Annotated in this window: 25 protein-coding genes; 14 read left to right on the top strand and 11 right to left on the bottom strand. The window is 68.8% G+C overall.

Annotated features, from left to right (window positions below; genetic code table 11):
- Positions 1–10 precede the first annotated feature (10 nt).
- Positions 11–1,036, bottom strand: a complete 1,026-nt coding sequence (locus EOD42_RS12935) for an amino acid ABC transporter substrate-binding protein (protein ID WP_127787961.1) — start codon at positions 1,034–1,036, stop codon at positions 11–13.
- Between the two features lie 122 nt (positions 1,037–1,158).
- Between EOD42_RS12935 and EOD42_RS12930 the strand changes: the two genes are divergently transcribed.
- Complete coding sequence (locus tag EOD42_RS12930; RefSeq protein WP_127787960.1) at positions 1,159–2,184, top strand: YeiH family protein; 1,026 nt, start codon at positions 1,159–1,161, stop codon at positions 2,182–2,184.
- Here the strand turns inward: EOD42_RS12930 and pdxY are convergent, their stop codons facing one another.
- From pdxY to EOD42_RS12910, 4 genes are read right to left on the bottom strand one after another with little or no spacing between them, the layout of a single operon-like run.
- A complete protein-coding gene (gene pdxY, locus EOD42_RS12925) occupies positions 2,185–3,030 on the bottom strand; it encodes a pyridoxal kinase PdxY (RefSeq protein ID WP_276318150.1) in 846 nt (281 codons plus the stop codon).
- 46 nt (positions 3,031–3,076) lie between these two features.
- Positions 3,077–4,030: a tripartite tricarboxylate transporter substrate binding protein gene (locus tag EOD42_RS12920; RefSeq protein ID WP_127787958.1), complete on the bottom strand. Its 954-nt coding sequence runs from the start codon at positions 4,028–4,030 to the stop codon at positions 3,077–3,079.
- Between the two features lie 47 nt (positions 4,031–4,077).
- Complete coding sequence (locus EOD42_RS12915) at positions 4,078–6,099, bottom strand: hydantoinase/oxoprolinase family protein (protein ID WP_127787957.1); 2,022 nt, start codon at positions 6,097–6,099, stop codon at positions 4,078–4,080.
- On the bottom strand, positions 6,096–7,727 hold the full coding sequence (locus tag EOD42_RS12910) for a hydantoinase B/oxoprolinase family protein (RefSeq protein ID WP_127787956.1): 1,632 nt from the start codon (positions 7,725–7,727) through the stop codon (positions 6,096–6,098). The genes EOD42_RS12915 and EOD42_RS12910 overlap by 4 nt, the downstream gene beginning before the upstream one ends.
- A 75-nt stretch (positions 7,728–7,802) precedes the next feature.
- Between EOD42_RS12910 and EOD42_RS12905 the strand changes: the two genes are divergently transcribed.
- The 9 genes from EOD42_RS12905 (at position 7,803) to EOD42_RS12865 (ending at position 15,729) form a co-directional block, all read left to right on the top strand.
- On the top strand, positions 7,803–8,720 hold the full coding sequence (locus EOD42_RS12905) for an SMP-30/gluconolactonase/LRE family protein (RefSeq protein WP_206020347.1): 918 nt from the start codon (positions 7,803–7,805) through the stop codon (positions 8,718–8,720).
- A gap of 63 nt (positions 8,721–8,783) precedes the next feature.
- On the top strand, positions 8,784–9,908 hold the full coding sequence (locus EOD42_RS12900; protein ID WP_127787955.1) for an ABC transporter substrate-binding protein: 1,125 nt from the start codon (positions 8,784–8,786) through the stop codon (positions 9,906–9,908).
- A gap of 7 nt (positions 9,909–9,915) precedes the next feature.
- Positions 9,916–10,785, top strand: coding sequence for a branched-chain amino acid ABC transporter permease (locus EOD42_RS12895; RefSeq protein WP_127787954.1), 870 nt, complete (start codon positions 9,916–9,918; stop codon positions 10,783–10,785).
- Positions 10,782–11,657 carry a branched-chain amino acid ABC transporter permease gene (locus EOD42_RS12890; RefSeq protein WP_127787953.1) on the top strand — a complete coding sequence of 292 codons (876 nt, stop codon included), beginning with the start codon at positions 10,782–10,784 and terminating at the stop codon, positions 11,655–11,657. Before EOD42_RS12895 ends, EOD42_RS12890 begins: the two co-directional genes overlap by 4 nt.
- Complete coding sequence (locus EOD42_RS12885) at positions 11,654–12,397, top strand: ABC transporter ATP-binding protein (RefSeq protein WP_127787952.1); 744 nt, start codon at positions 11,654–11,656, stop codon at positions 12,395–12,397. The genes EOD42_RS12890 and EOD42_RS12885 overlap by 4 nt, the downstream gene beginning before the upstream one ends.
- Positions 12,394–13,101: an ABC transporter ATP-binding protein gene (locus EOD42_RS12880; protein ID WP_127787951.1), complete on the top strand. Its 708-nt coding sequence runs from the start codon at positions 12,394–12,396 to the stop codon at positions 13,099–13,101. Before EOD42_RS12885 ends, EOD42_RS12880 begins: the two co-directional genes overlap by 4 nt.
- Positions 13,102–13,110: 9 nt before the next feature.
- Positions 13,111–13,635 carry a DUF1993 domain-containing protein gene (locus EOD42_RS12875; RefSeq protein ID WP_206020346.1) on the top strand — a complete coding sequence of 175 codons (525 nt, stop codon included), beginning with the start codon at positions 13,111–13,113 and terminating at the stop codon, positions 13,633–13,635.
- Between the two features lie 59 nt (positions 13,636–13,694).
- Entirely contained in the window at positions 13,695–14,669 is a 975-nt protein-coding gene (locus tag EOD42_RS12870) for a tripartite tricarboxylate transporter substrate-binding protein (RefSeq protein WP_127787949.1), read from the top strand.
- A 19-nt stretch (positions 14,670–14,688) separates the two neighbouring features.
- Positions 14,689–15,729, top strand: coding sequence for a ketopantoate reductase family protein (locus EOD42_RS12865; RefSeq protein WP_127787948.1), 1,041 nt, complete (start codon positions 14,689–14,691; stop codon positions 15,727–15,729).
- Here EOD42_RS12865 and EOD42_RS12860 read toward each other — a convergent pair.
- On the bottom strand, positions 15,726–16,058 hold the full coding sequence (locus EOD42_RS12860; protein ID WP_127787947.1) for a HesB/IscA family protein: 333 nt from the start codon (positions 16,056–16,058) through the stop codon (positions 15,726–15,728). The genes EOD42_RS12865 and EOD42_RS12860 overlap by 4 nt on opposite strands.
- 111 nt (positions 16,059–16,169) lie before the next feature.
- Here EOD42_RS12860 and EOD42_RS12855 point away from each other — a divergent pair, with 111 nt between their 5' ends.
- Complete coding sequence (locus EOD42_RS12855) at positions 16,170–17,342, top strand: deoxyguanosinetriphosphate triphosphohydrolase (RefSeq protein ID WP_127787946.1); 1,173 nt, start codon at positions 16,170–16,172, stop codon at positions 17,340–17,342.
- On the opposite strand, the gene EOD42_RS12850 is transcribed toward EOD42_RS12855, so the two are convergent.
- The gene (locus EOD42_RS12850) at positions 17,339–17,794 is read right to left on the bottom strand and encodes an Lrp/AsnC family transcriptional regulator (protein ID WP_206020345.1); all 456 of its coding nucleotides are present in this window, start codon (positions 17,792–17,794) and stop codon (positions 17,339–17,341) included. The genes EOD42_RS12855 and EOD42_RS12850 overlap by 4 nt on opposite strands.
- Before the next feature lie 93 nt (positions 17,795–17,887).
- On the opposite strand from EOD42_RS12850, the gene EOD42_RS12845 reads away from it, so the two are divergent.
- The 3 genes from EOD42_RS12845 to EOD42_RS12835 are packed head-to-tail and all read left to right on the top strand — an operon-like array spanning position 17,888 to position 20,659.
- Positions 17,888–18,847, top strand: a complete 960-nt coding sequence (locus EOD42_RS12845; RefSeq protein WP_127787944.1) for a threonine ammonia-lyase — start codon at positions 17,888–17,890, stop codon at positions 18,845–18,847.
- A 47-nt stretch (positions 18,848–18,894) separates the two neighbouring features.
- Entirely contained in the window at positions 18,895–19,665 is a 771-nt protein-coding gene (locus tag EOD42_RS12840) for a LamB/YcsF family protein (protein ID WP_127787943.1), read from the top strand.
- A 19-nt stretch (positions 19,666–19,684) separates the two neighbouring features.
- Entirely contained in the window at positions 19,685–20,659 is a 975-nt protein-coding gene (locus tag EOD42_RS12835; protein ID WP_127787942.1) for a Bug family tripartite tricarboxylate transporter substrate binding protein, read from the top strand.
- Positions 20,660–20,727: 68 nt separating this feature from the next.
- On the opposite strand, the gene purU is transcribed toward EOD42_RS12835, so the two are convergent.
- The 4 genes from purU to EOD42_RS12815 all read right to left on the bottom strand — a co-directional run bounded on the left by purU (position 20,728) and on the right by EOD42_RS12815 (position 24,564).
- A complete protein-coding gene (purU, locus tag EOD42_RS12830) occupies positions 20,728–21,585 on the bottom strand; it encodes a formyltetrahydrofolate deformylase (RefSeq protein ID WP_127787941.1) in 858 nt (285 codons plus the stop codon).
- 51 nt (positions 21,586–21,636) lie between these two features.
- Positions 21,637–22,263, bottom strand: a complete 627-nt coding sequence (locus EOD42_RS12825; RefSeq protein WP_127787940.1) for a LysE family translocator — start codon at positions 22,261–22,263, stop codon at positions 21,637–21,639.
- Positions 22,264–22,283: 20 nt separating this feature from the next.
- Positions 22,284–23,918, bottom strand: a complete 1,635-nt coding sequence (locus EOD42_RS12820; protein ID WP_127787939.1) for an ABC transporter substrate-binding protein — start codon at positions 23,916–23,918, stop codon at positions 22,284–22,286.
- A 436-nt stretch (positions 23,919–24,354) separates the two neighbouring features.
- Positions 24,355–24,564: a cold-shock protein gene (locus EOD42_RS12815; RefSeq protein ID WP_127788337.1), complete on the bottom strand. Its 210-nt coding sequence runs from the start codon at positions 24,562–24,564 to the stop codon at positions 24,355–24,357.
- Between the last annotated feature and the right edge of the window lie 85 nt (positions 24,565–24,649).

Genomic DNA, 24,649 nt, shown 5'->3' with positions numbered 1-24,649 from the left:
CAGCTCTCCTTCAGCGGATGGGGGGCGCGTACATCAGCCCGCCCTGGGTATAGAGTGCGTTCAGACCGCGACGCAGGCCGATGGGGCTGCCCTGGCCGAGGTTGCGCTCGAAGACCTCACCGTAGTTCCCCACGGCTTTGATGATGTTGTAGGCCCAGCGGCGATCCAGCCCCATCATCGGCCCATGGTCACCCGAAAGCCCCAGCAGGCGGCGGATCTCGGGGTTCTGGCTTTCCAGGAAGGTGTCGACATTGGCCTGCGTGATGCCCAGTTCCTCGGCCGTGATCAGCGCGAAGATCGTCCAGCGCACGATATCGAACCACTGGTCGTCGCCATGGCGCACCACGGGCGCGTGAGGCTCCTTGCTGATGATGTCCGGCAGGATCAGGTGTTCATCCGGGTTCGGGAAGCTGGCGCGCAGCCCGGCCAGCTGGCTCGCATCCGTCGAGTACGCATCGCAGCGCCCGGCGAGGTAGCTGCGGCGCGCCTCGTCGTTCTGCTCGAACACCACCGGGTTGTAGCGGATGTTGTTGGTCCGCGCCCAATCGGCCAGGTTCAGCTCGTTGGTGGAGCCCGCGACCACGCAGATGCTGGCGCCCGCCAGATCCGCCGCGCGCGTCACGCCCAGGGACCGGCGCAGCATGAAGCCCTGGCCGTCATAGAAGTTCACCACGGTGAAGTTCAGGCCGTTGGCGGTGTCGCGCACATGCGTCCAGGTGGCGGTGCGGATCAGGATGTCGATCTGGCCGGACTGCAGCGCGGGCAGGCGCGCATTGGTGGTCAGCGGCACCCAGCGGATCTTGGCGGCATCGCCCAGCGTGGCGGCGGCGACGGCGCGGCACAGGTCATTGTCGATGCCGCGATACTCACCGCGGCTGTCGGGCATGGAAAAGCCGGCAGCGCCCGTCGAGGTGCCACAGACCAGGATGTCACGCTGGCGGACAGCCGACAGGGTGGGGCCGGGGGCGGCCATCTGCGCCGCCGCGATTCCAGGCAGCAACGCGGCGAAAACAGCCGTTACGAAACTCTTCAACATCGTGAGCCTTCCTCCAGATTCCAGGAGGATGGGGGCGCTCGCAGCGCACAAGCAAGCCCCGCGGCGCTTGACGGAAGGCCCCGAAGGGCAAAGGGTGCACAGAACAACGCCACCGGGACGTCATGGCTGCACCAGTAGTTTCCGCCGCGCCGCAGGGCGCGCTCGAACGTATCAAGACACTAGCTCCCGGGGTTGCGCTCAGCTTCGCCGTTGCGGTGGTTTCCATCATGATCCGCAATGCCACGGGCATCGCGGCGCTGAACCCTGTCGTGGTCGCGCTGATCCTGGGCATCGGTTTTCACAGCGTCTGGGGCACGCCCGCCATCCTGAAGCCCGGCATCGCCTTCGCGGTGCGCCCGGTGCTGCGGGCGGCCATCGTGCTGCTGGGGCTGCAGGTCACGCTGGGCATGCTGTGGTCGCTCGGCCCGGCAGCGCTGATGCTGGCGGTGGTGGTGGTCGCGGCCACGCTGCCCTTCACCATCTGGCTCGGCCAGCTGATGGGCGTGGACAAGCCGCTCGCGCAGCTGATCGGCACGGGCACGGCCATCTGCGGCGCCTCGGCCATCGTGGCCGCCAACCAGGTCTCCCGCGCGCGGGAGGAGGATGTGACCTATGCGCTGGCCGTCATCACCCTGTGCGGCACGGCGGCGATGATCCTGTTCCCCTATATGGCCGGCCCCCTGGGGCTCGATGCCCAGGATTACGGCATCTGGGCCGGCGGCGCGATCCATGAGGTGGTGCAGGCCGTGGGTGCCGCCGCTGCCGGCGGCCCGGTGTCCTCGCAGACCGGCACGGTGATGAAGCTGGCGCGCGTGTTCATGCTGGCCCCCGCCGTGCTGGCGCTGGGCTGGTGGGTGGCCCGCCAGTCCGGCGGTGAGGCCCATGGCGTGAAGGCGCCGGTGCCTGTCTTCGCCTTCGGCTTCCTGGCGCTGGTGCTGCTGGGCAGCACGGGGCTGGTGCCGCAGGTGGCCGTCGATGCCAGCCGCTTCCTGGTGCCGCTGATGCTGGCGGCCTCGGTCGCGGCCCTCGGCCTGCAGACCAACCTGAAGGCGCTGAAGGCGCGCGGCGTGGCGCCGCTGGCCCTCGGCGTGCTCAGCAGCCTGTTCATCGCGGCCCTGGCCTATGTGGGCGTGCTGATCATCGGCTGATCAGCAGGCGCGGGCGGGGAACAGCTCCGAAGGGGCCACGAACTCCTCCTGCGCCGCCACGGTCAGGATCTCGCGGGAGCCGGCCTCGGCCGTGCGCTTCAGCAGGCCGAACACGGATGAGGCGGCCCGGCTCAGGGCCTGCGCCGCGCTGCCGCTGCGCATCCGGTGCAGCAGGAACAGGGCGCTGATCGCATCGCCCGCGCCGTTGACCGAGACCGGCAGCAGCGGCGTGCTCAGGTGGTGGAACTGCCCGCCCTCGGCCGCGATCATGCCGATGCTGCCCGGCGTTTCCTCAAAGCTCGTCAGCAGCACGCAGCGCGGGCCCTTGGCCTGCAGCGCGGTCAGGGCGGCCTTGGCCTCGGCCAGCGTGGCGGCGGGCATGCCGGTCAGCAATTCCAGCTCGAAGCGGTTGGGGGTCGCGATGTCGGCCAGGGCCAGGGCGCGGTCGCGGAAGAACTCCGGGATGCCGGGCCTGACGAACACGCCGCGCCCGACATCGCCGATCACCGGGTCGCAGCAGTACAGCGCCTTGGGGTTGGCGGCCTTCACCTGGGCCACCGCATCCAGGATGGCGTCTCCGATATCGGCCCCGCCGACATAGCCGGACAGCACGGCATCGCAGCGGGGCAGGGCGCCGCGCTCGGCGATGCCCGCCACGCATTCGCGGATCAGCTCACCGCCGAACACCTGGCCGCGCCAGGCGCCATAGCCCGTGTGGTTGCTGAACTGCACGGTCTGGATACCCCAGACCTCAGCGCCCAGGCGCTGGAGCGGGAACATGGCCGAGGCATTGCCGACATGCCCGTAAGCGACCCAGGACTGGATGGACAGGATGTTCTCGGCCAAGACTCGCGCGCTCCGGAATGGATCGCGCGAGCATGGCGCCGTGGCTTCACTCCCGCCAGGGGTGGAGGTTCCACAGCGCCTGGTAGCCGTCGCGCAGCTTCTCCAGCTCCTTGCGGAAATCATCGGGGCCCAGGAAGCGCAGCGGCAGGAACTGCTGGCGCGCGATGCGCTGGAATTCCGGATTGTCCACCGTGGCCCGCAGGGCGGCCGAGATGCGGGTCAGCGCCTCGGGCGGGATGCCGGCGGGGGCGGCCATGCCGCGCATGCTGCCTTCCACCACATCGAAGCCCAGCTCCTTCAGGGTCGGCACTGTCGGGGCCTCGGACCAGCGGGTGTTGCCCATCTGCGCCAGCGGCCGCAGCAGGCCCTGGGACATTTCGGTCAGCCCCTCGGCCATGTTCATGCTGGCGATGGGAATGGCACGCGAAACCAGGTTCTGCTTCACCTGCGCCGAGCCGCCGAAGGGCACATGAAGGAACTGCGCGCCGGTCGCGCGCTCCAGCGCCAGCACGGCCAGATGGTCATCCGACCCCACGCCCGTGGTGCCGTAGCCGAGCTGTCCGGGCCGCTGCCGGGCCGCGGCGATCAGCCCCGCGAAATCCATGATGTCGCTGTCCGAGCGCACCCACAGCCCGCCCGGGTCGTCCACGATGTTCGCGATCAGCTGGAAATCGTTCAGCGTGAAGCGCGGCCGGCGCTCGATCGGCAGGGTGACGATGGAGGGCGTGTTGACGAAGCCGATGGTGTAGCCGTCGGGCCGGGAACGGGCGAGTTCGGTAAAGCCGATCTCGCCGCCTGCGCCCGCGCGGTTCTGCACCACGATGGGTTGGCCGAGTTCGCGTTCCATGAAGCGGGCGATGGTGCGGGCCGCGACATCGGTACCGCCGCCGGCGGCATAGGCGACGATCATGGTAAGCGCGTGGTCGGGCTGCCATTGGGCAAGGGCCGGCGTTGCGGCCAGCAGCGCAGGCATGGCCAGCGCCGTGCGGCGTGTGATCATTGACGTGTTCCTCCGCCCGCCAGAATGAGGCGGGCGGAAATGAAACGCTAGTCTATTTCCGCCATCAGCCAGCCGCGCGCATCCATGGTGGCGGTGTCGCCCGCCTGGACCAGGATGGTGGTCGTGGGGCTCTCCAGGATGGCCGGCCCCTGGATGGTCGCGCCATCCGCCAGATCACCGAAGCGATAGACCGGCCATTCCGCGAAGCCACCGTCGCGCCACACCTGGCGCGGTTCGGCCGCCAGCATGGGGGGCGCCACATAGCGCCCGGCATCGCCGGTCAACCGCCCGAGCGCCGCGACGCGCGCGTTCACCAGCACCACCTCATCCTGCGGCAGGGAATAGGTGAACAGCGCCTCATGCTGGTCATGGAAGGCCTGGCGCACGGCGTCCGGCATGGCCGCACCCTGCCAGTCGACCCCGTCCAGCTTCACGCCGATCTCAAACACCTGCTCGCCATAGCGCATGTCGGCGGAACGGGTGGCCGTGATCTCGCCGTCGAACCATTCGGCCATGCGGGCGCGGGCGGCTTCTTCCTGGGCGGCGAAGGTCGCGGCGAGCGACGCGTCGGGGTTGGCGTTGACGCTGCGCGTCACCTCGAAGCGCAGATCCGTGCGCAGCATGCCCCAGGCCGAGAGGCCGGCGGCGAACAGCGGCACCGCGTAGCGCGCCATGCCGAGGTCGCGCGCGACCGCCGAGGCATGAAGCCCCGCCGCACCGCCGAAGGACAGCAGCGTCGCCCCGCGCGGGTCCACCCCGCGCCGGACGGTGGCCACCCGCACGCCATCGGCCATGCGGGCGTTGACCAGGCGATACACGCCCCAGGCGGCCTCCCGCATCGAAATGCCCAGCCGCTCCGCCAGCCGTGCCATCGCGGCTTCGGAAGCCTCGACATCGAGGCGCTGGGCCCCGCCGAGGAAGCTCCCCGGGTCCAGATGCCCCAGCAGCAGGTTGGCGTCGGTGACGGTGGGCAGCGTGCCGCCGCGCCCATAGCAGGCAGGGCCCGGCCGCGCGCCCGCGCTTTCGGGGCCGACCTGCAGCGTGCCGCCCGCGCCGACATGGGCGATGGAGCCGCCCCCCGCGCCGAGGGTGATGATGTCCAGGCTTTCGAGCGCGATGCGCTCCCCGGCCACTTCGCGCCCACGCCCCAGCTTGGCCACACCGCCCGCGACCAGGGCGATGTCGGTGGACGTCCCGCCCATGTCGAAGGTTACGAGGTCACCGGCCATGCCCTCACGCGCCAAAGCGACCGCTGCGGCCACGCCGCCCGCGGGGCCGGACAGCGCGGTGCCTGCCGCCAGGCGCGCGGCTTCGGCAATCGGCGTCACCCCGCCATGGGAGAGGATGACGAAGACCGGCCCGGCATAGCCCACCTTCTTCAGCCCTTCCGCGAGGCGCCCGAGATAGCGCGAGACCGGCGGGCCGACATAGGCGTTCACCGCCGTGGTCGAGAAACGCTCGAACTCCTTGATCTCGGGCAGCACCTCGGCGCTGGTGGTGACGAAGACGCCGGGCAGGGCGGCACGCACCGCCTCGGCCGCCGCCTGCTCATGCGCGGGGTCGCGCCAGGCGTGCAGGAAGCAGATCGCCACCGCCTCGGCGCCGCGCGCGGCCTCGATGGCGGCGGCGAGGCTCGCTTCGTCCAGGCCGGTTTCCACGGCGCCATCGGCGCGCAGGCGCTCCTTCACGCCGAAGCGGCGGCTGCGCGGCACCAGCGGTTCGGGCGGGGCCAGGCGCAGGTTGTAGCGCTCGGGCTTCAGGCCCTCACGCATCTCGATCACGTCGCGGTGGCCTTCGGTCGTCAGCATCGCGACCTTGGCCCCCTTGCGTTCCAGCAGCGCGTTGGTGGCGACGGTGGTGCCGTGGACGATGCGCTCGGTGCCCGCCAGCAGGGCCTCCAGCGTCAGGCCCGCTGCTTCGGCCAGGTTGCGCAGGCCCTGGATCACGCCTTCGCTCTGGTCATGCGGGGTGCTGGCGGCCTTGGCCAGCCGCGCCTGGCCGTCGGGGCCGACACCCACCACATCGGTGAAGGTGCCGCCGACATCGACGCCGATACGCCACTTGCTCATGCTGTGTACCCCTCTTCGGCGTCCTTACTCTTGGCTTCCGCCGAACGTTCGCCGGGCGCGCCCCAGCCGCCGCCACCCGCCGAGAGCAGGTGCAGAACCTCCCCGGACTCGATGGGGATCGAGACCTCCTTGCTGCGCAGCAGGCGCTCGGAACCGTCCTTCTTGTGCAGCACATAGCGGTGCGGGGCGCTGTCCTCGCCGCCCTGCATACCGGCCGAGCCATGGAAGGCGCCATCGCCCGCCGTGTTGCCCACGGCCGGGCCATCGGTTTCCACGCGCAGCTTCAACTCGGCCCCAAGGCCGCCGCGATACTTGCCCGCACCGCCGGAATTGGCGCGGAACTCGTGCTTTTCGAAGTGCAGCGGAAAGCGGGCCTCGGCCTGCTCGATGCTGCCGAATTTCAGGCCGCCGGCGCTGTGCCATTCGCCCACCGTGTTCCAGCCGTCGCCCGCCGAGGAGCCGCCGCCGCCGGGGCGCGCATGGAACAGGTGCCAGACGAAACCCTTGCCGCTGCGCGGGTCCTTACCCTTGATCGCCACGCGGAAGCGCCGGCCCCAGCCGCCCATGGCGCGGTCGGGGGCTGCATTCTGCAGCGCGCGGATGATGGCTTCCACGATCTCATTGGAGCAATGGCTGGTGCAGAGCGTGACGGGCCGGCCCTCATTCGCCCAGACGATGCTGCCCTCCCGCGCGATGACCTTCAGCGGGCGGAACGCGCCTTCATTCTTCGACAGGTCCGCATCGAGCAGATAGGCGAAGGCCATGCAGCAGGCCGAATACATGTTCGGGTAGCTGGAATTGACGATGCCCACGGCCTCGTCGTCCGAGGCCGTCAGATCCACCGTCAGGCTGTCGCCCGCCTTGGTGCAGGTGGCGCGGATGGTGATGTTCTCGCGCCCGTGACCGTCATCGTCCAGCACTGCCTCGCCGGACCAGGTGCCGTCGGGCCATTCCGCCAGGATGGAGCGCGCGTGCTTCTCGGCCAGGTCCAGGATGGCGGTGACGGTGGCCAGCAGCGAGGCACGCCCATGGGTTGCCAGCAGCTCCGCGATGCGCGCCGCCCCCAGCCGCGCGGAGCCGATCATCGCCATCAGATCCCCGCGCACGTCGCGCGGGATACGCGTGTTGGCGCAGACCATGGCCAGCAGATCGGCGCGCAGATCACCGTTCTCGCCCAGGCGGATCGGCGGGATGCGCACGCCCTCGGACCAGATATCGGTCGCACCCGCATTGTAGCCGCCATAGGTGCCGCCGCCGACATCGGTGATGTGCGCGCGCACCACGGTGAAGAAGCAGCATTGCCCCTCGGCGAAGACCGGCAGGATGATCGTCAGGTCCGGCAAATGCGAGCCGCCGTTGTACGGATCATTCAGCAGGAAGATGTCGCCGTCCCGGATCTCCGGAAAAGTCTTCAGCACCGCCTCCGATGCGAAGCGCAGGGCGCCCACATGCACCGGGATGTGGTCGGCCTGTGCCACCAGCGACCCGTCCGCGCCGCACAGCGCCACGGAGAAGTCGCGGGAGGAATTGAGGATCTGGCTGTAGGAGGTGCGAAGCATCGCCTCTCCCATCTCCTCGACGATGGCGCGAAGCCGGTTGTCGAGCACGGCAAGGGTCACGGGGTCCATGGAGGCAGCGTCGGGGCCGCCCCCCTTGGCGTCAACCCGGGCTTGGGGTCATGCTGCGGCAAAACCACGGAGGAAATGATGCGAGAATTGGCAAATGGCCTGCGTTTTCCCGAAGGCCCTGTGGCGATGGCGGATGGCTCCGTCATCCTGGTGGAAATCGAGAGCCGCCGCATTACCCGCGTCTCGCCCGAAGGGGTGAAGACCACGCTCGCGACCATCGCGGGTGCGCCCAACGGCATCGCGCTCGGCCCCGACGGCAAGCTGTACATCTGCAACAATGGCGGCTTCCTGTGGCTGGAGGAACCGAACCGCCTGCGCCCGCACGGCGTGCCCGCCGACTATGAGACCGGCCGCATCGAGGTGCTGGACATGGTTACCGGGGAGCTGACCCGCCTGTACGACCGTTGCGGCGACCACAAGCTGTGCGGCCCGAACGACATCGTGTTCGACCCCGTGCATGGCGGCTTCTGGTTCAGTGACCTGGGCAAGGTGCGCGCGCGCGGCCGCGACCATGGCGGCGTCTATTGGGCGGCGACCGACGGCAGCCAGATCATCGAGGCGGCGCACCCCATCCCCGGCGGCGCCAACGGCATCGGGCTGAGCCCGGACAGCAAGACGCTCTATGTGGCCGAGACCGAGACCGGGCGCCTGTGGGCCTGGGATGTCGAAGGCCCCGGCAAGCTGAAGAAGGAGCCCTGGCCGAGCCCCGCCGGCGGGCGGCTGCTGTGCCAGTTCCCGGGCTTCCGGCGCCTGGATTCGCTGGCGGTGGCCGCCAGCGGCAACATCATCGTCGCCACGCTGGTGTCGGGTGAGATCACCACCGTCTCGCCCACCGGGCAGATCCTGCATGTCGAGGAGATGCCGGACCTGATGCCCACCAACATCTGCTTCGGCGGCCCCGACATGACGACGGCCTATATCACCCTGTCGACCACCGGGCGGCTGGTGGACATGAAGTGGCGCGAACCCGGTCACAGGCTGCAACATTCCTGATGCTGGGCATCGCCCTGGCGATATGCTAACGTTGTCACAACGATAAGTTCCGAGGATACGATCATGAACAGCACCCGCCGCCTGCTGCTGGGCTCGGCGCTCGCCGCCCCGTTCGCGCGCCCCTCCTTTGCCCAGTCGGGCGACCCTTATGTGATCGGCACGCTTTTCCCGATGTCGGGCACCAATGCCGAATACGGCACGGTCTTCACCTCCGGCGCGCAGCTGGCCATCCAGCACATCGAGGCCGACCGCATGCTGCGCCGCCCGATCCGCCTGCAGGCCGAGGACACCCAGGCCCTGCCGCAGCAGGCCGTGGTGGGCATGCAGAAGCTGGTGAACGTCGACCATGCCGCCTGGACGCTGGTGGGCTTCACCGCCGTCTCCAAGGCCGTGGCCCCCATCGGTGACCGTGCCAAGACCGTGATGGTGAACGGCGGCGCCGTGGGCCCCGACCTGTCGGGCCTGTCGCCCTATTTCTGGAACGTCATCCCGCTCGCGCATCTGGAAACCCGCGCGCTGCTGCCGTTCCTGACGCGTGAGCGGCGGGTGAAGCGCGTCGCGCTGGTCTATGTCGATGATCCGCTGGGCGACGCCATCCTGTCCGAGCTGCGCAACGAGCTGCCGCGCAACGGGGCGGAGCTGGTGGGCAGCTTCTCCATCCCGCGCACGGCGCAGCAGTTCGGCCCCGTGGCGGCCCGCGTGCGCCAGGCCCGCCCCGATGCGGTCTACATCGCGAGCTTCGGCGCCCAGCAGTCCCAGATCATCAAGGGCCTGCGCGACAATGGCGTCTCGACCCTTCTGTGCAGCTACTCCGCCATGGGCCTGGACAGCGTGCGCAGCCTGCCGGAAGCCGAGGGCCTGGTCTTCACCGCGCAGAAGATGGACTTTTCCGGCGGCGACGAGCTGACCAAGCGTTTCGCGACCGACTTCCAGGCGCGCTTCAACCGCGCGCCCACCATCTACAACGCCAACTACTACAACGCGACGCGCATGTTCGGCCTGCTGGCGCAGGGCATCGAGCAGGCGGGCGGCACGGTGAACGGCGAGACGATGCGCGCGGCCCTGCTGCAGCGCCGCCGCTTCGACCTGGTGGGCGGCACCGGCGAGTTCGACGACAAGGGCGACATGATGGCCGCCATCGAGGTGCTGGAATACCGCGGCGGCCGCGCACAGCGCCTGGCCGGCTGACCGCCCCATGATCGAACTGCAATTACTGCTGGGAGGGCTCCAGAACGGGGCCCTCTACGCGCTGACGGCCGCGGGTTTCGCGCTGATCTTCGGCGCGACCAAGGTGTTCCATGTGGCCCATGGCGCGACCTTCACCCTCGCGGGCTATGTGTTCATCGGCGCCTGGAATGCGGGCTGGCATCCGGCGCTCGGCGTGCTGGCCGCGATGGCCGCGGCCGTCGCCTTCGGCATCGCGATGGAACGCCTGGTCTACCGGCCCATCGGCCGGCACGAGGGCGGGTTCTTCACCGTGTTCGTCGCGGCCTTCGGTGTCTCGATCGTGGTGCAGAACGTGATCGCCATGATCGCGGGGCGCGGCTTCGCGAATGTGGACAGCCCGCTGGCCACCGCCACCGAGGTGATGCCGGACCTGTTCCTCGCGCCCGTGTTCTGGATTTCCATCGTGGCGGCCGTGGCGATGTTCCTGGCGCTGACGATCTTCCTCTCCCGCCATCCCGCCGGCGTGGCGCTGCGCGCCCTGGCGCAGAATGCGGATCTGCTGCGGGCCTATGGCCTGTCCTCGGGCAAGCTCTCGGTGCTGGCCTTCGCGCTGGGCTCTGTGCTCGCCGCCCCGGCCGCGATCCTCACGGCCATGACCTCGGGCATCAACGAGGCGATCGGCAACCATGTGATGCTGATCTCCATGGCGGCCACCATCGTGGGCGGCGTGGGCAGCCTGCGCGGCGCGGCGCTGGCGGGGCTGCTGCTGGGTGTCGCCGAATCCGTGGTGCTCGTCTTCCTCGACACCCAATGGGCCGAGGGTGCCAGCTTCATGGTGCTGTTCGCCTTCATCCTGTTCCGCCCCTCGGGCATGTTCGGCGCGGCGGTGGCCCGATGATCGCTTATCTTTCCAATATCGCGACGCTGGCCGCGATCTTCGGCCTGCTGGCGGCGACGCTGAACTTCATGGTCGGCCAGGCCGGCATCTTCAGCGTGGCCCATGCCGTGTTCATGGGGCTTGGCGCCTATTCCGGCGCGCAGGTGGCACTGCTGCTGGTGCCTGACCCGTTCCTGGCCTGCCTGGCGGCCGCCGTGGTCGCGGGCGGCCTGTCGCTGTGCCTCGCGCTGCCGGCCTTGCGCGTGCGCGGCGAATACTTCGTCGCGGCCTCGCTCGGCCTGCAGATGATGGCCGTGACGCTGTTCACCGAGGCCAAGGGCCTGACCGGCGGCATGGGCGGTCTTGTGGGCATTCCGCAGCCGCGCATCTTCGGCGTGGTGGTGCCCGTGCTGCCGCTCGCGCTCGTGGCGCTGGTGGTGTTCCTGCTGCTGATGGCGGCCATGCAGCGGGGCAGCTTCGGCCGCACGCTCGGTGCCATCCGCGATGCGGAAAGCGCCGCCGAGGCGCTGGGCAAGAATGTCGCGGTGGCCAAGGCGCTGGCGGTGGCCTTCTCCGCCGCGGGTGCCGGTGTGGCGGGCGCGCTGTTCGCCCTGCACCTGTCCTTCGTAAATGTGGAGAGCTTCACCCTCGAACAGTCGGTCCTGATCATGGCCATGCTGATCGTGGGCGGCACGGGCACGCTGCTCGGCCCCATCCTGGGCGCGGTGCTGCTGCTGTCGCTGCCGGCCGCTCTCTCCTTCATCACCTTCATCCCACCCACCGACATCGGGTCGGTGCAGCAGATCATCTACGGGGGGGCGATGGCGCTGCTCATGATCTTCAGGCCTGCGGGCCTGCTGGGTGACCAGAAGCGCGGCAGGAGCGAGGCATGAGCATCGCATTGACCTGCCAGGGCCTGGCCCGCAGCTTCGGCGGCGTGCAGGCGGTGAAGGGTGTGTCGCTGTCCCTGCCGGCCGGGCAGGTGACGGCCCTTGTCGGCCCGAACGGCGCCGGCAAGACCACCGTGTTCAACCTCATCACCGGCAATCTGCGCGCGGATGCGGGCCAGGCCAGCCTGCACGGCAAGCCCATCATGGGCCTCAAGCCGTGGCAGGTGGCGCGTGCCGGTGTCGCGCGCAGCTTCCAGGACCTGCGCCTGTTCCAGCACATGACCGTGCGGGACAATGTGCTGGCGGCGACCGAGCCCTCGGGCTGGTTCTGGCAGCCGGGCGGCGCCGCCTCCCGCGCCGCGCGCCTGGCCCGGGCGGAAGCGGCCATGGAGGCCGCGGGCATCGCCGGGGTGGCCGACGCCCGCGCCGTGGACCTGGCCTATGCGGAGCGCAAGTTCCTCTCGATGGCCCGCATCCTGGCCGCCGAGGCCAATGTTTGGCTGCTGGACGAGCCGGCCTCGGGCCTCGACCTTTCCTCCCGCACGCGCTTCCAGGATCTGCTGAAGGCAGCGCGCGCCCAGGGTGTCGCGATCTGCCTGATCGAGCACAATCTGGACGTGGTGATGGCGCTGGCCGACCGCATCGCCTTCCTCGACCGGGGCGAGGTGCTGGCCGAGGGCGAGCCCCAGGCCATCATGCGCGACCCCAAGCTGGCCGCGATCTATTTCGGAGACCGCAAATGAGCGCCATCCAGGCGACCGGCCTCGCCGCCGGCTATGGCGGGCGCGAGGTGCTGCAGGACATCAACCTGACCCTGAACGAGGGCGAGGCGCTGTGCATCATCGGCCATAACGGCGCGGGCAAATCGACGCTCATGCGCTGCCTGTTCGGCCTGCACCGGCCGACGGCCGGCAGCATCACGGTGTTCGGCCAGACATTGCCGCGCCACGAACCCGCGGCACTGGGCGCGGCCGGCATCGCGCTGGTTCCGGAGGGCAGGGGGGTGTTCCCCGACCTGACCTGCGAGGAGATCTTCGGCCTGGCCCTGTGGTCGGCCGGCGTGCCCAAGGCGGAGGGCGCGCTGCGGATCGAGGAAGTGCTGGAGATCCTGCCGCGCATCAAGGAGTTCCGCACGCGGCGCGCGGGCACGCTCTCGGGCGGGCAGCAGCAGATGGTCTCCATCGCGCGTGCCCTGCTGACGCGGCCCAAGGCGCTGCTGCTGGATGAGCCCTCGATCGGGCTGGCGCCGAAGCTGTTCCAGGACCTGATGGAACCCATCGCGGCGCTGGTGAAGTCGCGGGGGATGTCCATGCTGCTGGTCGAGCAGAATGTGCATGAGGCCTTCGCGGTGTCCGACCGCGTGCTGGTCATGCGCAGCGGCCGGCTGATCCGCGAGGGCACGCCGGCGGAACTGTCGGATCACTCGGTGCTGATGGAGTTGTTCTGATCTATGGCGATGTCGCTCTACGAGCTCTGCGTGCCGACCTACACGCAGACCGTGAGCGCCGTCGGTGGTTTCATGGACCGCACGGTCGAGCACTGCCTGAGCACAGGCATCGACCCGGACAGTCTCGTGGAAGCGCGGCTGATCGAGGACATGGCACCCTTCCACTTCCAGGTGGAATGCGTGGCCCACCACTCCTACTGGTCGATGCTGGCGATGCGGGATGGCGTCTTCGCGCCGCGCAAACTGCGCGGCGCCGTCCCGTTCGCCGAACTGCGGCAGATGATCGCGGAGGCGGAGCGGGACCTGAAGGCATTACGGCCCGAGGAGGTTAATGGCTGGTCCGGCCGGAAGCTGGATCTGCAAATCGGCCCACGACGGCTGGCCTTTACCTCGGAGACCTTCTTTCTCTCTTTCTCGTTGCCCAACTTCCATTTTCACGCCGTCACCGCCTACGACATTTTGCGCCAGCGCGGCGTGCCGATCGGCAAGGCGGATTACGAGGGCATTCTGCGGGTCAGTCCGGCGTCAGCGTGATTTGCGGAGTTCCGGCTGGCGCCTTAGCCTTCCTTCCATAAAAAGAATGGGGGAAACTCGTGAAACATGCTCGTCGCTGGCTGGCGGCCGCGTCGCTGGCTATCCTTGCCTCTCCGGCTTCCGCGCAGACTGAAGCGTTCCCGTCCCGCTCCATCGTATTGAATGTCGCCGGCGCGGCGGGCGGACCGACCGACACCATCGCCCGCATCATCGCAGTGCCGATGTCGGAAAATCTCGGCCAGACCGTGGTGGTGGAGGCGATCGGCGGTTCCACCGTGGCCCCGCTGCGCGTGTCGCAGCAGCGGCCGGACGGATACTCTCTCCTGATCAACAATGTGGGCTTCGCTGCCAGCCCCTCCATGTACCGGCGCCTGCCCTATGAGGTGCCGGGCAGCTTCACCCCGCTCGGCCTGGTGTCGGAGGCCGCGATGACCATCGTCACGCGCCCTGACTTCCCCGCTGAGGATTTCGCCGGGCTGCTGGGGCGGCTGCGGCGGGATGGCGAGGGGATCAACTTCGGCGCTGCCGGCCTCGGCTCATCCTCCAACCTGTGCGCGATGCTGACCCAGCATGCGGCGGGCGCCCGCGCTACCATGGTGAACTTCCGCGGCACGGCACCCGCGATGAGCGAGCTGATGGCCGGGCGTCTCGACATCATGTGCGACCAGGCGACCAGCACCACACCCTATGTGAACAACCGTTCGATCCGCGCCTGGGCCGTCAGTTCCCCCGCACGGGTTGCTGCCCTGCCTGATCTGCCGACCACGGCGGAGGCTGGGGTGCCGAGCATCGCGATGTCCACCTGGCACGGGATCTACGGCCCCGCGAACCTGCCGGAGCCGATCCAGCAGCGCATCGCGGTCGCAATTCGGGCGGCCATGGCGGACCCGCGTGTCCGCACCCGCTTCGAGGAGCTTGTGACCTCGCCCGCCAGCGAGGAGCAGGCCACCCCCGCCTTCCACCAGCGCTTCCTGGCCGAGGAGATGACGCGCTGGCGTGCCATCATCGTCGCTGCCGGCGTCACACCGGAATAAAACGAGGAAAGTCAGAACAATGCGTATAGCAATCATGGGTGCGGGCGCCGTCGGCGGCTATGTGGGCGCGCATATGGTAGCGGCCGGCCACGATGTGGTGTTCATCGATGCCTGGCAGGCACATGTCGATGCGATCCGCGACCAGGGCCTGACCATCAGGCACCTGCGGGATGTGCCGGACCTGACGGTCCAGGCACAGGCGGTGACCGACGTTTCCCGAGCACGCGGGCCATTCGACATCGCCTTCATCAGCGTCAAATCTTATGACACCGTGGCGTCCACCGCCGCCATCGCGCCGCTGCTGGCCAAGGATGGCTTCGTCGTGTCGCTGCAGAACGGGCTGAACGAGGATGCGATCGCCAGCGTGGTGGGCGCCGACCGGGTGCTCGGTGCCATCGCCAGTTCAATCACGGTGGAGCTGGTCGGGCCGGGACTGGTGCGCCGGGCCTCGGGCAAGCAGGGTGCCGCGCACACCGTCTTCCGCGTGGGCGAGATGACAGGCGGCGCGTCCGACCGTGCGCGGCAGGTGGGCAAGCTCCTGGAGCTCTCGGACAGCACGACCGTGACCGACAGCCTGCTGGATGAGCGCTGGACCAAGCTGATCATCAACGCGATGGGCAACGGCATTGCCGCAGCCACAGGCTTGGTGTCACGCGATGCCGTGGCCGATGACCGCATCCGTGGCGTTTCCGCGCGGCTCGGCTCGGAGGCGGTCCGGGTCGCCCAGGGGTTGGGCCGTCATCTCGGCGAGATCCTGCATCTGGATCCGGAAACCATCGCGCGCGCGGGCGAGGGCGATCCCGAGGCCAAGGCCACCTTCGACGCCCAGCGCCTCGCCGACACCCAGAAGCCGGGTGGGGGCGCGCATCTGCCTTCCATGGGCCAGGACATCGCCAAGGGCCGCCGGACAGAGATCGAGTTTCTGAACGGGCTGGTCGTCACACGGGGCAGGGAGCTGGGCATCCCCACGCCCGTGAATGCCGCGCTGGTCGAGGTGGTGAAGAAAGTCGAAGCCGGGCAGGTGCCCCCGGCGCCCGACCTGATCTGGAGCCTAGCCTAGACCGCGAAGCTGACCCCGCAGCCGCACCCACTCGCGGCCTGCGGGTTCACCACCTTGAAGTGGCTGCCCATCAGGCTGTCGTGCCAGTCCAGCGTCGCCCCTTCCAGGAACTCCAGGCTGGTGCTGTCCACCAGCACCCGCACGCCGTCCTGCTCGACGACCAGGTCGTCGGGCTCGCTCGCCTCGGCCAGGCCGAAATCATAGCGCATGCCCGAGCAGCCGCCGGCTTCCACGGCGACGCGCAGGGCGGCGCCGGGCTGGCCCTGGCGGGTGGCGATGGACGAAATCTCGGCGGCCGCGCGCGGCGTGACCAGGAAACGGTCCGTCATGGGCAGTGACTCCTATAGGGCGCCAACATAGCGTTGCCTTGATGTGATTTCAGCCCCCGCATCGCGCAAGGCTTGATTGCGGCGCGGGACGGGCACTGTTACCGCTTTCGCATGACGCCGCCGTTCCAGTTCTACCGCTCCCTGGCCCCCTGGGCCGTGCATGCCGATGCCTCCCGCGGGCGCCTGCATGCGGAAACGGAGGACAAATCCCGCAGCCCATACCAGCGCGACCGGGACCGCATCCTGCATTCCCGCGCCTTCCGCCGCCTGCAATACAAGACGCAGGTGTTCATCTTCCATGAGGGCGACCACTATCGCACCCGCCTGACCCACAGCCTGGAAGTGGCGCAGATCGCCCGCAGCCTGGCCCGCCGCCTGCGGCTGGACGAGGAGTTGGCCGAGGCCCTGGCGCTCGCGCATGACCTGGGCCACCCGCCCTTCGGCCATGCGGGTGAGGAGGCGCTGAACGCCTCCATGCGCAGCCATGGCGGCTTCGACCACAACGCGCAGTCGCTGAAGCATGTGACGCAACTCGAACGCCGCTATGCCGGCTTCGACGGGCTGAACCTGACCTGGGAGACGCTGGAAGGCCTGGCCAAGCACAACGGCCCGGTGCGCAGCCCCAGCGGCTACATCGCGGAATACGATTTCCGGCACAGCCTCGACCTGGGCAGCTGGCCCTCGGCCGAGGCGCAGGCGGCGGCCCTGGCCGACGACATCGCCTACAACAACCACGACCTGGAGGACGGCCTTCGCGCCGGCCTGTTCACGCTGGAGGAAGTGGCCGCCCTGCCGCTCCCGCGTGAGGCGCTGGACGAGGTGAAGATCCAGCATCCCGGCGTCTCGCCCGACCGGCTGGCGCCTGAGATGGTCCGCCGCGTGATCGGCCGCATGATCAACGACGTGGTGGCCGAAACCAGCCGCCGCATCGAGGCGCTGGACCCCGCCGACGCCGACGGCATCCGCGCCGCCCCGCGCGCCGTGGTGGCCTTCAGCCAGGCCATGGACGACGCGAACAAGGCCGTCCGCGCCTTTCTGTTCGAGCGCATGTACCGCCACTGGCGCGTGAACCGCACCATGGGCAAGTCCAAGCGGGTGGTGCAGATGCTGTTCCAGCTGCTGCACGGCGCGCCGCAGATGCTGCCCGGCCATTGGCGCGAGAAGGCGGGAGCACCCGGCACGCCGGCCAGCGCCCGCGTGGTGGGCGACTACATCGCCGGCATGACGGACCGCTTCGCGCTGGAGGAATACGAGCGGCTGACCGATCCCTCGGTGCCGGGCTAACCCATCGGAACGGCCAGCCCGCGCTTCAGCGTGCCCAGCGCCACGCGGGTGTTGAAGCGGCGGATATTGGCGTTCTCGGCCACCATGCGCTGGGTCAGCTCGTCGTATTCCTGGATGTCGCGCGCGGTCACGATCAGCACGTAGTCGCGGTCGCCGGTGACGTACCAGGCCTCCTGCACCGCGGGCTCGGCCACGATCCAGCGCTTGAAGCTCGCGAGCAGTTCAGGGCGCTCGCGCTCCAGCTCGATATCCAGCAGCAGGGTCAAGGGCCGGCCGGCGAGCTTCTGGTCCACGACCGCGATCTCGGCGGTGATGGCCCCTTCCTCGCGCAGGCGGGCCTGGCGGCGCTGGACGGCAGAGGCCGACAGGCCGATCTCCGCGCCGATCGCCTCGGCGGGGCGGCGGGCGTCGCGCTGCATGGCATCGAGGATACGGCGGTCGAAGCTGTCCATGCGCCGCATGATGCCACGATACAGCGCGGGAAAAACCCGATCACAGCGCCAGAATCGCGGCCCGGCCGCACGCTGCGCCGGCATGATGCGCGCATGCCCCGCCCCATCGACATCACGCGCATTCGCGCCGCTTCCGCCCTGATCGACCCCGATTTCCTGAACAGCCCCATGGCGCGCTCGCCAGGGCTGGATGCGGTACTCGGCTGCACGCTCGCGGCCAAGGTCGAGTTCCAAAACCCCATCGGCTCCTTCAAGGGGCGCGGCGCGGAGTTCTTCGTCGCGACCGAACTCACGCCCGGCGAGGCCATCGTCTGTGCCTCGGCGGGCAATTTCGGGCAGGGGCTGGCGCGCGCCGCGACCCGTCGCGGCCATGCGTGCACCGTCTTTGCGGCCGAGACCGCCAACCCGCTGAAGATCGAGGCCATGCGCGGCTTCGGCGCCGATGTGCGGCTGGCAGGCCAGGATTTCGACGCGGCCAAGGCGGCGGCGAAGCGCTTCGCCGCCTCGACCGGCCTGCGCTTCGTCGAGGACGGGCTGGAGCCCGCCATCGCGGAGGGCGCCGGCACCATGGGGCTTGAGATCGCGGCCGCCGGCCCGTTCGACACGATGATCGTGCCGCTCGGCAATGGCGCGCTGCTGGCCGGGGTGGGGGCGGCGCTGCGCGATGCCGCGCCCGGCACGCGCATCGTGGCCGTGGTCGCGGCGCAGGCGCCCTCCATGATGCTGTCCCTCGATGCCGGCCAGGCGCTTGAGACCGAGAAGGCCGACACCATCGCCGACGGCATCGCCATCCGCGTGCCGATTCCCGAGGCGCTCGACACCCTGCGCGGCCTCTACGACGAGATCATGTCGGTGTCGGAGGATGAGATCTTCCGCGCCATGGTGCTGCTGCGCCGCCACCTGGGCCACAATGTCGAGCCCTCGGGCGCTGTCGGCGTCGCCGCCATCCTGGCGCAGCCGCATCGCTTCGCGCGGCGGCAGGTCGCCACTTTGCTGTGCGGTGCGAACCTTTCGCCCGCCATGGCGGCTCAATTGGCCGCCGTTCCGGTCTAGGCTGCCGGTTACAACCGTTTCACAATCGTCCTGTTAGGAGAGTCCCCTTGCCCGTCGTCAACATCAACGCCGATATCGGCGAGAGCTTCGGCACCTGGCACAAGGGCAATGACCCGGCGGTGATGCCGCTGATCAACAGCGCCAACATCGCCTGCGGCATGAGCGCCGGCGACCCGACCGTGATGCATGAGACGGTGGCGCTGGCGCTGAAGCACGGCGTCTCGGTCGGCGCGCACCCGGGCTATAACGACATCTGGGGCTTCGGCCGCCGCGCGATGAAGATGAACCCGCGCGATATCGAATACCTCGTCGCCTACCAGATCGGCGCGCTGATGGGCATCGCGGCGATGCACGGCACCAAGGTGACGCATGTGAAGCCCCACGGCGCCCTGCATAATGTGGGCATCGTGGATGCCGATGTGGCGGATGCCATGGCGCGCGGCGTGAAGGGCGTGGACCCCAGCCTGATCTATGTGGGCCTCGCGCATTCGCATATCGAGAAGGCGGCCCACCGCCACGGCCTGCGCTTCGCGGTCGAGGGCTATATCGACCGCATGTACGACGATGACGGCAACATCACCTCCCGCTTCAACGCGGATGCCGTCCACAAGGACCCGGCCCGCGCCGCCGCCCAGGCGGTGGCCATGGTGGTGGACAAGGTGATTGTCACCCGCAGCGGCAAGCGCATCCCGGTGGAAGTGCACTCCCTGTGCCTGCACGCCGATGAACCCACCGCCGAAATCGTCGGCCGCGCCACCCGCGAAGCCCTGATCGCGGCTGGTGTCGAGCTGAAGACCCTGCCCGAGATGGGCCTGTAACCTGAGTAGGAGTTGCCGGATGCTGACACGTCGCCTTGCCCTTGCCTTGCCCGCCCTGATCCCAGGGGTGGCGCAAGCCGCGTTCCCGGACCGGGTGGTGACCATCGTCAACGGCTTCGCCGCCGGCGGCTCCTCCGACATCGCGGCGCGCATCGCCGCGCCCCGCATCTCCCAGGCGCTGGGCCAGACCGTGGTGGTGGAAAACCGCCCCGGTGCCGGCGGCACGCTGGCGCTGAACTACATCAAGCGCCTGCCGGCCGACGGCCATACGGTGGTGATCGCCGACCCGTCCTCCCTGGTGATCGCGCCGCTGGTGAACCCCAACGTCGCCATCAACCCGGCGGCGGATTTCACCCCGCTGTCCATCTGGGGCACGACGCCCATGGTGCTGGTGGTGGCCCCCGATCATCCGGCGCAGGACGTGGCCGGGCTGCTGGCCTGGCTGCGCGCCAATGCGGGGCGCGCTTCCTATGCTTCCTCGGGCATCGGCTCCACGCCGCAGCTGGCGACCGAGCTGTTCCTGCAGAAAGTGCCGGGCGGCATGCCGGCGGTGACGCACGTCACCTATCGTGGCGGCAGCCAGATGCTGGAAGCGGTGATGAAGCAGGAGACGGGCTTCGGCTTCTCGGTGCTCAGCTCGGCGGCGGGCCACCTGCGCGGCGGCACGCTCAGGGCGCTGGCCGTCTCGGGCCCCAGCCGCGCCGCCAGCCTGCCGAATGTGCCCACCATGGCCGAGGCCGGCTTCCCCGATTTCGACCTGATCACCTGGTACATGCTGCTGGGCCCGCCGGGCATGTCGGCGGAGATCCAGCAGATCTGGTCGCGCGCCATGGCCGAGACGCTGACCGATGCGCCCACCGCGGCCCGCCTGACCGAATCCGGCCTGGACCCGGCGCGCCCTTCGCCGCCCTCGGCCGCCGCCGACTATCTGAAGGCCGAGGTGGCGCGCTATGGCGCCATCGTGCAGGCGGCAGGTGACCGCCTGCGCGGCTGAGGCTCAACCGACCTGAGGGCTGCGCGGCGGAGGACCTCCGCGGCGCAGGCTCGGCCGGGCGGCTGCGATCAGTCGCGGAACACCACGGTACGGCTGCCGTTCATCAGCACCCGGTCCTCCAGGTGCCAGGTCAGCGCGCGTGACAGCACGCGGCGCTCAATGTCGCGGCCCTGGCGCACAAGATCATCGGGCGTGTCCTTGTGGGAGATGCGCTCCACGTCCTGCTCGATGATCGGCCCTTCATCCAGGTCGGCCGTCACATAGTGGGCGGTGGCCCCGATCAGCTTCACCCCGCGCGCATGCGCCTGGTGATAGGGCTTCGCCCCCTTGAAGCCCGGCAGGAAGGAGTGGTGGATGTTGATGCAGCGCCCGGCCAGCTTGCCCGCCAGGTCATCCGACAGGATCTGCATGTAGCGCGCCAGCACCACGAGGTCCGTCTCCGTCTCCTGCACCAGCTTCCAGATCTGGGCTTCCTGCTCCGGCTTGCTCTCCTTGGAGATCGGCATGTGGAAGAAGGGGATGCCCGTGAAGTCCAGGTGCGGGTAGGTCGCGAGCGGATGGTTGGAGATGATGGCGGTCGGCACCATCGGCAGCTCACCGATGCGCCAGCGATACAGGATATCGGCCAGGCAATGGTCGAACTTGGAGACGAGCAGCATCACCCGGCGCTTCTGCGAGCGGTCGCGGATCGCCCATTGCATGGAGAAGCGCTCGGCCACCTTCGCCATCTCGGCCTTCAGCCCGTCGAGGTTCAGGTTGCCGGCGTCGTCCAGCATGATGCGCGTGAAGAAGCGGGTGGCCGCCTGGTCGTCATACTGCTGGGCGTCACGGATGTTGCCACCGTACTGGAAGATCGCCTCGGCCACCGCGGCCACGATACCCGGACGGTTGGGACAGGACAGGGTCAGGATATATTCGGCGGCCATGGCGAGATCTTCCCGTGCGCAGTGCAGCATGGGTATCCGCCAAGCGGGCCGTCATCGCAACAGGGGGTGAAGCCCTTCCCAGGCCATCCAGAGCCCGAAAAGGCAGAACAGGCCCGCCGAGAAACCCGCCATGGCCAGCGCGCCGCGCGGCGTGCGCAGCCAGCGGCCCATGACATGGGCCAAGCCCGCCAGCACGCCGTGCCAGCAGCCCGAGACCGCGACATAGCCCGCCGCCAGCAGCAGCGCCTGCGGGATGGCCGGCTGGTCCGGCCTGACATAAGGCGGCACCAGCGCCAGCAGCAGCACCACGGCCTTGGCGTTGCTGGCCGACAGCAGGATGGCCTGGGTGAACAGGCCGAGCGGGTTCAGCCTCGGATTGGCGGCAGGGTCGATGCGCTGCGCCCGGGCACGCCACAGCCGTATCCCCAGCCAGACCAGATAGGCCCCGCCCGCCGCGGTCAGGATGGGCTGCAGCCAGGGCAGGGCGCGTTGCAGGAGCGCGGCACCCAGCGCCACCAGCATCACATGGCCCGCAGCCCCCAGCAGCAGCCCGATGGCCGAGATCATGGCCGCGACCCCGCCCTGGCGGGTCGCGACCGTGAGCGTGAGCAGGCTGCCCGGACCGGGGCTGATCGCGATGGTGGCGCAGGTCAGCAGGTAGGGCAGCCAGGAATCCATCAGGACAGCGTAGCGGAGGGCTACTCCATCCGCACCGGGGTCAGGTCCTGGATCCAGTTCTGCGCCTGCACGAAGCCCTTCACTCGGGCATTCATCGCGCGCGGGTTCATGTCATGCACCACCCACAGCCAGACGCATTCATCCACCATGCGGGTGTGCATCTCGGCCACCACCTGGTCCTGCCTGGCGGGATCGAACTCGGCGCGGATACGGTCGGAGAAAGCGTCGAACTCGGGTTGCTCGACATAGCCCCAGTTGTTGCCGCGCGGGGCGGTCTTGCGACTGTCGAGCGCGGTGATGAAACCGAAATCGGGGTCCACCCACACCCAGGAATAGTTCAGCCCGTGCAGCCCGCGCTGGGAGGCATCGCGCGAGCCCTTGAGGCGGGACTGCACCATGGCGGCCCAATCCACCACCTCGAAGCTGATCTCGATGCCCAGCGGCTTCACCATTTCCTGGATCGCCTCATTCATCATCATGGGCTGCATCTGGCCGGAGCCGGAGGCGCTGATGATGATCTTGGCGCGCACCGGATTCTGCGGGCCGAAGCCGGCCTCGGCCAGCAGCTTCCGGGCCTCGGCCGGGTCGTGGCGGATGCGGAAGGTGGGGTTGCCGAACCAGGGGTGGCCGGGCGGCACCTGGCCCACCGCCGGCGCGCCGAAGCCGCCCAGCATGGCGCTGATCGCCTCGCGGTCGATGCCCAGGTTCAGCGCCTTGCGCACCCGGATATCGGCGAAAGGCGAGCCCGCATTCACGTTCAGCACCCAGGGCCAAGTGTGCTGGTAGCTGTTGGTAACGATCTGAATGTTCTGCTGGCGCAGCCGGCCCACCGCGTCAGGGGGCGGTGCCTCGATCCAATCCACCTGGTTGGAGAGCAGGGCGGCGACACGCGTGTTGGCATCCGGGATGGGCAGCAGCACCAGCTTGTCGGTCTTGGGAACCCGGTCCTTGTCCCAGTAATCCGCGTTCTTCAGCAGCTCCAGCCGTTGGCGCGGAACGATGGAGCCGAACTTCCAGGGCCCGGTGCCCGAAGGCGCGCGGGCGAAGGCTTCCCAATTGCGGCCCACCTTTTCCCACTGCGCGGGCGAGGAGAAGAAGATGCGGCCGAAGTAGTAGGGCAGCAGCGCATCGGGCTCGTGGGTCGAGATGCTGATGGAAAGGTCGCCCAGCTTCTCGAACCCCGCGACATAGCCCATGCGGCCATAGGTCTGGGCCACCTGGCGGCGGTCGTAATGCGGGGCGTTCTGGTCCGTCAGCTTCTGCAGGTTCCAGATCGCGGCATCGGCGTTCCAGTCGGATCCGTCATGGAACTTCACGCCGGGGCGCAGGGTAAAGATCCAGCGCCGACGGTTGCCGGCATCGACCTGCCAGGCGGTGGCCAGGCCGGGGCACAGGGTGCTGGGGCGGTCGGCACGCGACAGGTCCCAGTTCACCAGCCCGTCATAGAGGGTGCAGCCCGTGAAGCGCCAACCCTCGCTGCCCTGGTCGGGCTGGCCGGTGACCGCTGGAATGTCGGAGGCGGTCATGCCCACGCGCAGCACGGTTTCAGCGCGCTGGGCCTGGGCTTCACCGAGGGTGGATACGCCACCGATGGTCGCACCGGCCGCAAGGGCCGCGCGCCGTGTCGTGGTGGCGTGAGGAAACGTCGCAGTCATTCGCCTGCTCCCGCAATCGAGGGGCCGCAGGCGCTTCACTCCCGTCCGGGGTGTTCCCCGTTGATGACGGATTTATGACAGATTCGTGACAGAGGCGAAAGCCTCAGCCCATCATCTCGGCGACGATGCGACGAATCTCGGCCTGGCTGAGCAGGGCCGGGGTCTTGGTGGTGCTGTTGGCGGCGTGCGCCGTGGTGTTGGTGTGGTTCATGATGTTCATTCTTTAGTTGCGTTTTTTTGGGTCGGCGGAGCAGTTGCCGCGGACCGACTATAAACGGGTAATGATGACGAAATGATGAGGGAATTGGGGCGCGGAAGCTAAGTTCCGCGCCGGAAATTCCGGGATAGCCTTTAATTGGGGCAATCCGACCTCCGCGCTGCTGTCAGGCGTTCAAACGCCACACGCGCGCGGAGGTTGCAGAGCAGGGCGCTTTTATCAGCCGCCCAGCTTCAGGTTGGTCGCGGACACCTTGCCGCGCTGACCCTGCATCAGCTCATAGGAGAGCTTGTCGCCCTCGCGCAGGTTCTTGATGCCGGCGCGCTCCACATCGGAGATGTGGACGAAGACATCGGCCCCGCCATCCTCGGGCTGGATGAAGCCATAGCCCTTGGTCGCGTTGAACCACTTAACAGTGCCGTTGGACATGTAATTCCGATCAGTCATGGCGTGCCACCACGCGAACGTGCGTGGCGGATCAATCTGCTTGGGACGGGAAACGGGCTCGACTCTC

It is taken from the genome of Rhodovarius crocodyli, from assembly GCF_004005855.1.
GTDB classification, from domain to species: Bacteria; Pseudomonadota; Alphaproteobacteria; order Acetobacterales; family Acetobacteraceae; genus Rhodovarius; species Rhodovarius crocodyli.
This window is presented reverse-complemented; position numbering and strand designations above follow the sequence as displayed.

Bases quoted from the DNA above. Each gene is read 5' to 3' on its own strand.
- EOD42_RS12875 (WP_206020346.1), top strand. From the start codon at position 13,111: ATGTCGCTCTACGAGCTCTGCGTGCCGACCTACACGCAGACCGTGAGC.
- EOD42_RS12885 (WP_127787952.1), top strand. From the start codon at position 11,654: ATGAGCATCGCATTGACCTGCCAGGGCCTGGCCCGCAGCTTCGGCGGC.
- EOD42_RS12820 (WP_127787939.1), bottom strand. From the start codon at position 23,918: ATGACTGCGACGTTTCCTCACGCCACCACGACACGGCGCGCGGCCCTT.
- EOD42_RS12930 (WP_127787960.1), top strand. From the start codon at position 1,159: ATGGCTGCACCAGTAGTTTCCGCCGCGCCGCAGGGCGCGCTCGAACGT.
- EOD42_RS12935 (WP_127787961.1), bottom strand. From the start codon at position 1,036: ATGTTGAAGAGTTTCGTAACGGCTGTTTTCGCCGCGTTGCTGCCTGGA.
- EOD42_RS12815 (WP_127788337.1), bottom strand. From the start codon at position 24,564: ATGTCCAACGGCACTGTTAAGTGGTTCAACGCGACCAAGGGCTATGGC.
- EOD42_RS12920 (WP_127787958.1), bottom strand. From the start codon at position 4,030: ATGATCACACGCCGCACGGCGCTGGCCATGCCTGCGCTGCTGGCCGCA.
- EOD42_RS12895 (WP_127787954.1), top strand. From the start codon at position 9,916: ATGATCGAACTGCAATTACTGCTGGGAGGGCTCCAGAACGGGGCCCTC.
- EOD42_RS12880 (WP_127787951.1), top strand. From the start codon at position 12,394: ATGAGCGCCATCCAGGCGACCGGCCTCGCCGCCGGCTATGGCGGGCGC.
- EOD42_RS12860 (WP_127787947.1), bottom strand. From the start codon at position 16,058: ATGACGGACCGTTTCCTGGTCACGCCGCGCGCGGCCGCCGAGATTTCG.
- EOD42_RS12825 (WP_127787940.1), bottom strand. From the start codon at position 22,263: ATGGATTCCTGGCTGCCCTACCTGCTGACCTGCGCCACCATCGCGATC.
- purU (WP_127787941.1), bottom strand. From the start codon at position 21,585: ATGGCCGCCGAATATATCCTGACCCTGTCCTGTCCCAACCGTCCGGGT.
- EOD42_RS12905 (WP_206020347.1), top strand. From the start codon at position 7,803: ATGATGCGAGAATTGGCAAATGGCCTGCGTTTTCCCGAAGGCCCTGTG.
- EOD42_RS12845 (WP_127787944.1), top strand. From the start codon at position 17,888: ATGCCCCGCCCCATCGACATCACGCGCATTCGCGCCGCTTCCGCCCTG.
- EOD42_RS12900 (WP_127787955.1), top strand. From the start codon at position 8,784: ATGAACAGCACCCGCCGCCTGCTGCTGGGCTCGGCGCTCGCCGCCCCG.
- EOD42_RS12890 (WP_127787953.1), top strand. From the start codon at position 10,782: ATGATCGCTTATCTTTCCAATATCGCGACGCTGGCCGCGATCTTCGGC.
- EOD42_RS12865 (WP_127787948.1), top strand. From the start codon at position 14,689: ATGCGTATAGCAATCATGGGTGCGGGCGCCGTCGGCGGCTATGTGGGC.
- EOD42_RS12850 (WP_206020345.1), bottom strand. From the start codon at position 17,794: ATGGACAGCTTCGACCGCCGTATCCTCGATGCCATGCAGCGCGACGCC.
- EOD42_RS12915 (WP_127787957.1), bottom strand. From the start codon at position 6,099: ATGAGCAAGTGGCGTATCGGCGTCGATGTCGGCGGCACCTTCACCGAT.
- EOD42_RS12855 (WP_127787946.1), top strand. From the start codon at position 16,170: ATGACGCCGCCGTTCCAGTTCTACCGCTCCCTGGCCCCCTGGGCCGTG.
- EOD42_RS12835 (WP_127787942.1), top strand. From the start codon at position 19,685: ATGCTGACACGTCGCCTTGCCCTTGCCTTGCCCGCCCTGATCCCAGGG.
- EOD42_RS12910 (WP_127787956.1), bottom strand. From the start codon at position 7,727: ATGGACCCCGTGACCCTTGCCGTGCTCGACAACCGGCTTCGCGCCATC.